This window comes from Rhodococcus coprophilus NBRC 100603 (assembly GCF_001895045.1).
Lineage (GTDB): Bacteria > Actinomycetota > Actinomycetes > Mycobacteriales > Mycobacteriaceae > Rhodococcus > Rhodococcus coprophilus.
The window spans coordinates 1-6,706 of record NZ_BDAM01000017.1 but is presented as its reverse complement, the minus strand read 5'-3'; the positions used below and the strand labels follow the sequence as shown (position 1 = coordinate 6,706).

The window sequence follows — 6,706 nt, the reverse complement described above, 5'->3', positions numbered from 1 at the left end:
TGCAGCCGGTGCCGGTGGGTGTTCCGGGTGAGTTGTATCTTGCGGGTGCGCAGCTTGCCCGTGGGTATTTTGCGCGGCCGGATCTCACGGCGGAGCGGTTCGTGGCGTCGCCGTGGGGTGATGGTGAGAGGTTGTACCGCACAGGCGATCTGGTGGCGTGGACGAGCGAGGGTGAGCTCGAGTATGTGGGTCGTACGGACTTTCAGGTGAAGGTTCGTGGTTTCCGTATCGAACTCGGTGAGATCGAGTCGGCGCTGCGGCGAATGGATGGCATTCGTGATGTGGCTGTGGTTGCTCGTGAGAGTGAGCGTGTGGGTACGCGTGTGGTTGCGTATCTGGTGGCTCGGCCGGATGCGGATCTCGATACAGGTGAGGTTGCAGTCGAGTTGGGTCGGAGTGTGCCGGGGTATATGGTGCCGTCGGCTTTTGTGGTGCTCGAGGGGTTGCCTCTCAATGCTAATGGCAAGTTGGATCGTAGGGCGTTGCCGGATCCGGTGGTCGAGGTAACGGAGTTCCGCGCGCCCGAGTCCCGGATCGAACAGATCATCGCGGACGTGTTCGCCGAAGTTCTGGATGTCGACAAGATCGGTGCGGACGACGACTTCTTCGCGCTCGGTGGGGACAGCATCGTATCGATCCAATTGGTGTCGCGGGCAAAGGCCAGAGGTGTGATCTTCACGCCGCGAGACGTGTTCGGTCGTCGTTCGGTTGCGGGACTCGCCGAAGTGGCTACGTGGGCAGAGACCACCCGGCCGGCGTCGCTGGAAGAGTTGCCGGGCGGTGGAATCGGCGAGGTTCCGCTCACGCCGGGTATGCGCGAAGTGCTGAGCCGGCCGGGTGGCTTCGACCACGCCGGACAGATCGTCGCCGTGGACCTCCCGTCGGATATCGACCGGAATGCACTCGAGCGCACGATCGGCGTCGTGGTGGATCACCACGATGCACTGCGTTCGGCCCTCGAAGGTGGCGTCGACGGTGAACCGATGCTGCGCGTACGCAGCGCAGGCACCGTCGATCCGGCGCAACTGCTCGTCAGGGTCGAGGTTCCGGCCGATACCGACGATGCCCGGATCACCGAGATCGCACGACCGCACCTCGACTCCGCTCTCACTGCCCTCGATCCGTACGCCGGGTCGATGCTGCGTCTCGTCTGGCTCGATTTCGGCCCGGGCGAGCGAAAGGGAATCCTGCTCCTTGTCGCACACCGTCTGGTGGTCGACGACGGTTCGTGGCGCATCATCCTTCACGACCTCGGTCTGGCATGGCAGCAGATCGCCACGGGACAGAAACCGCGACTTCCCGCCGTCGGCACGTCACTGCGGCGGTGGTCGCACGGCGTTCTCGAGGTCGCACCCGAATACAGATCCGAGTTGTCCTGGTGGGAGCGCGCATTGGACGGACCGGATCCCGAAATGGGGATGAGACCGTTCGATCCGGCCGTCGATACGACTTCGACGGTGCAACGGCTGGAGGTGTCCGTTCCTGCCGTCGACACCGACGCGCTGCTGACCTCGGTGCCGGTGCTGTTCAATGGCGCGATCACCGACGGCCTGATGACGGCCCTCGGTTTGGCATTGGTGCGCTGGCGCCGCGATCGTGGTGTGGAGTCGTCGTCCGCGCTGGTCCGGTTCGAGGCCGACGTACGTGCGGACACCGCGGTGGCCGGGGCCGACCTGCAACGAACCGTGGGTTGCTTCACCGCTGCGTATCCGGTGCGAGTCGAACTTGCCGGTGTGGATATCGACGAGGCGTTCGCGGGTGGGCCGGCGATGGGCGCAGCGATGAAGGCGGTCAAGGAGCAGCTGCTGGCCATCCCCGCCGGCGGGACCGGATTCGGCGTGCTGCGGTATCTCGATCCGGAGGCACGGGATCGCCTGGCATCGGTGGAGCGGTCGCCGCAGGTGCGTTTCAGCTACCTGGACCGGAGGTCGCGCTCGGATGCAGAGCAGGGCGCGACCGAGTCCGTCTGGACACCGACCCGTGCCCTCGGCGAACTGGAAGTGCATCTGTCTACGGCGATTCCGGCTGACGTCAGCGTCGATATCGAGGCTGTGATCTCGGATGGCTCCGATGGCACGCGCCTTGATACGACCATCGCGTTCCCCGCCGGGTTGTTCGACCGTGACGATATCGACGAGCTGTCGCAGCATTGGCTGGAAGCGCTCGATGCGCTTGCACGGCACGGGTCTTCGCCCGGTGCCGGTGGGCTGACACCGTCGGATCTCCCTCTCGTCGACCTCGACCAGAGCGACATCGAGATCTGGGAGCAGCGATACCCGTCGCTCACGGACGTGTGGTCGCTGTCGCCGTTGCAATCGGGTTTGCTCTTCCACGCTTCGATGACGGCCGACGAACGCACCGATGTCTATACGATGCAGGCGGTCCTCGATCTCGGCGGCGACGTCGACCCCGATCGTCTGCGACGCGCGGGACAAGCCCTGCTCGACAGACACAGGAATCTGCGGGCCGTGTTCGTCACCGACGAGGCAGGCCGATCGCTGCAACTCGTTCTCGACCAGGTCGAGTTGCCTTGGCGGGTCATCGAAGCGAGCGATCTCTCCGGCGGTGCCGGTGATAGTGGGGTGCCGGCGCTGCTGGCCGAGGAACAGGCTCGGCGTTTCGACATGGAGCGTGCGCCTCTCATTCGATTCCTGCTCGTGAAGTCGCACGAGGACCGCTATCACCTGGCGGTCACCGCCCACCACATCCTTCTGGACGGCTGGTCGATGCCGTTGCTCATGCAGGACCTCATGGCTCTGTACGTGCTGCGCGGTGACCGTGAGGCCCTGCCACCTACGCGTTCCTACGCGAACTTCCTCGCGTGGCTCGAGCAGCAGGACCATGCTGCGTCGCTGGACAGGTGGGCCGAGGCGATGGGCGGCATCTCGGAACCGACGATTGTCGCTCCGGTCCGGCGGGACGCGGACAACGACACGATGTCGAAGATGTCGGTCCTCGTCGACACCGACCGAACAGCGCGGCTGACCGCGCTCGCCACCGAAAGCGGCGTCACGGTCAACACACTCGTCCAGGCTGCGTGGGGCGTTCTACTGGGCAGGATCACAGGTCGCGCCGACGTCGTGTTCGGTGCGACCGTCTCGGGTCGCCCCGCAGACCTGCCGGGCGTGGAGACGATGGTGGGCCTGTTCATCAACACACTGCCCGTGCGGGTCCGGATCCACCCGGACGAACCCGTAGTGCAGATGCTGCGCCGCGTGCAATCGGAACAAGCCGACCTGCTGGATCACCACTACGTCGGGCTGTCGGAGATCGAGCAGCGGATCGGGACCCCGATCGGGTTCGATTCGTTGCTGGTGTTCGAGTCGTATCCGATCGACAGGGAGGCGTTGACCGACGCGGCCGGATCCCTCGACGGTATGACGATCACCGACGTGGTGCTGGACGATGCCACGCACTACCCGATCACGCTGATGGCCGTTGCGGATCGACAACTCGAGCTGACGTTCAAGTACCTGGAGAGGTTCTTCGACGAGGCAGGGATCGGACGGATCTCGGAACAGCTCGTGCGAGTACTGGATTCGTTCGTGTCCGAGCCGGAAGGAGCTGTCGGCGACATCGACCTGGTCGATGCGGACGAACGCGCACGTCTCGTCGCCGAGTCCGGGCCGTCCGCAGGCGCCGTCGACACCGGAGCGCGGACACTCGCCACGGTCCTGGCGGAGGTGGTCGAAGAGGATCCGTCGGCCCCCGCTCTGGCGGTACCGGCAGATCCGTCGGTCGGAGGCCAGGGCACCGAGATCCCGTATCGGGAACTCGACGCGCGCTCGTCGCGTCTCGCCAGGCTCCTCATCGGCCGCGGGGTCGGCACCGGCGACGTGGTTGCGGTGGCGATCTCCCGATCGGTGGAGTCGGTGGTCGCTGCATGGGCGGTCGTCAAGACCGGCGCGGCCCTCGCCGTGATCGAACCCGGCCGGGAGATACCGGACCTACCGCAGGGGCCTGTGGTGACCCTCACGGTTGCCGGCGTTTCCTCGCCCGATGGGGAACGGATCGTCGTCGACGATCCGGATGTGTGCGACGAACTGGCCGCTCTGCCGTCGGATCCCGTGACGTACAGCGACAGAATACGGCCGGTCGGTGCGACCGACCCCGCAGTCGTCACAGCATCGAAGACGTTCACCAACGAGGAACTGATCGACCGTATCGGGTCGCTGCGCGAGAAGTACGGGCTGACGTACGAGTCCAGAAGTGCCGTTGTGGGCAGTGTCGACGTCGAGGTCGTGGCACTCGAACCCTTGGTCGTGACCGCGACAGGTGCCGTGGTCGTAGTTGTGCCCGCGGACGCCACATCGGGTCCGGGCCTCGACGGGGTGCTGTACGACCAGTGGGTGACACACGTCCATCTGCCGGGCGCGTCGCTGGGCACGTTGGAACCGGGGACACTCGAGGATCTCGCAGCCGTCGTTGTGCTCGACGACGTATCCGGGGTACCGCTGGAGGAGTGGGGTGCCGCGCACCGCGTGTACCAGCTTCCCGACCTGGGCTGATTCCGGTGGGGCCGATTCGGCTTCGGCCCCACCGGTGGCCCGGATCCCGCACCGCCGGAGGCACCGCGGGTAACGTCGGGGCCTGCTCCGGGGATGGACCGGGAAGATTACTTTCGATTAGCGTCGCCCGTTTCGAGGCGGCGAAGTGCTTGTTCGATTACGGGCGCGACCACTGGATTATCTGAAGCGAAGGGTGTGGGCTTTCCATGTCACGACACGACGGCGGTTCGAACGAGGCCACTCCGGTGAACGCATCTCGATCGGCAGGTCCGGAGTCCCGCGACGCGGCAAGCGCCCGTACCGGTGCACGTAGCCAGCGACCCGAACGGGCACCACGTGCCGAACGGGCACCACGTGCCGAACGTGCTCCTCGACCGGCGCGAGGAAACCGCGCGCACGGTCGGCGCGGTGTGCTGTTGCCGCAGTTGCTGGTGTCGGCGGTGGAGTCCCGTGGTGACGCGGTGGCGGTGGTCGCAGCCGAGGGGTCGTTGTCGTATCGCGAGCTGGACGAGGTGTCGTCGCGGTGGGCGCGGTGGCTGATCGGTCGGGGTGTCGGACCGGGCGATGCAGTGGTGGTCGCGGTGCCGCGCTCGCTGCTGTCGGTTGTGGTGTTGTGGGCGGTGGCGAAGTCGGGGGCGACTTTCGTGCCCGTGGATCCGGGTTATCCGGCTGAGCGCGTGCAGTTCATGGTGTCCGACTCCGGCGCGGTGTTGTGTCTGTCGGTGGGGTCGTCGGTGCAGACAGTGTCGTCGGTGGCGGGGTCGGTGCCTGTGGTTGCCGTCGACGATGTGTCGGTGGTCGCGCAGGTGGACGCGCTGTCGTCGCGGCCGGTGTCGTATGCGGATCGGGTGCGCTCGCTGGAAGCGTCGGATGCGGCGTGGATGATCTACACGTCAGGTTCGACGGGGCGGCCGAAGGGCGTGGTGGTATCGCATTCGGGTGTCGGTGGCGTGATTTCGGCTGAGCGTGAGCATTTCGGGGTGGAGTCGTCGTCTCGGGTGTTGCATGTGTGTTCGCCGAGTTTCGATGTGTCGTTGCTCGAGCTGGGTGTGGCTTTCTCGGCGGGTGCGACGGTGGTGGTGGCGCCGGCAGGTGTCGGTGGTGGCGCCGAACTGGCGGATGTGATTGTGACGCAGTCGGTGTCGCATGTGTTGATGACGCCGGGCGCGTTGGGGACGATGGATCCGGCCGGTATGGATTCGTTGCGTGTGGTGGTGGTTGCGGGTGAGTCGTTCGCGCCGGAGTTGGTGCGGCGGTGGGCGGTCGAGGGTCGCCGGTTCTTCAATGCGTACGGACCGACGGAGACGACGATCCTGGCGAGCTCGGGAGAGTTGGTGCCGGGTGCGCCGGTGACGATCGGGTCGGCGATCGCGGGGGTGGGGTGTTTCGTGCTCGATGAGCGTCTGCGGCCGGTTCCCGAGGGCGTGGTGGGGGAGTTGTACGTGGCGGGGGCGCAGGTGGCGCGGGGTTATCACGGTCGGGTCGCGCTGACCGCGGCGCGGTTCGTTGCGGATCCGTTCGGTGCGGGTGGGCGGATGTACCGGACCGGAGATCTGGTGCGCCGTGGTGCCGACGGCGTGTTGGAGTATGTGGGGCGCAGTGATTTCCAGGTGAAGATCCGGGGATTCCGGGTCGAGCTGGGGGAGATCGACGCGGTGCTGTCGTCGCTGCCCGGCGTGGGGTTTGCGGTGACGGTGGGGACATCGTTGCCATCGGGTGAGTCGGCGTTGGTGGCGTATGTGGTGCCAGAGCCGGCGGCGGTGCTCGAGGGGGATCGGGTGCGTGCGGCTGCGGCCGAGGTGTTGCCGGGGTTCATGGTGCCCACGTTGGTGGTGGTGCTCGATTCGGTGCCGTTGACGGCAGTGGGCAAGGTGGATCGAGCAGCGTTGCCGGAGCCGGTGTTCGAAGTGCGGGAGTATCGCGCGCCTCGGACGCCGGTGGAGGAGTTGGTGGCGTCGGAGGTGGCGCAGGTGCTGGGTCTCGAGCGGGTCGGGTTGGACGACTCGTTTGTGGACCTGGGCGGTAATTCCTTGGCGGCGACGCGTTTGGTGGCGAGGCTGTCGGCGCGGGTGGGGCATCGGATCGCGGTGCCGGTGGTGTTCGAGGCGTCGTCCGTGGAGGAGCTGGCGGCGCGGGTGTCGGAGGCCGGTGGCGGGCCGGGTGTGGTGCTGTCGGCGCGGGAGCGTCTGGCACAGATT

Annotated in this window: 2 protein-coding genes; both read left to right on the top strand. The window is 66.5% G+C overall.

From position 1 onward, the window contains the following. Positions 1-4,508, top strand: a 4,508-nt coding sequence (locus tag RDCOP1_RS21035; protein WP_143152206.1) for a condensation domain-containing protein, incomplete at its 5' end; no start/stop codon positions are given. 410 nt (positions 4,509-4,918) lie between these two features. Then, positions 4,919-6,706: non-ribosomal peptide synthetase (locus tag RDCOP1_RS21030; RefSeq protein ID WP_255311429.1), on the top strand; the 1,788-nt coding region annotated here is incomplete at its 3' end.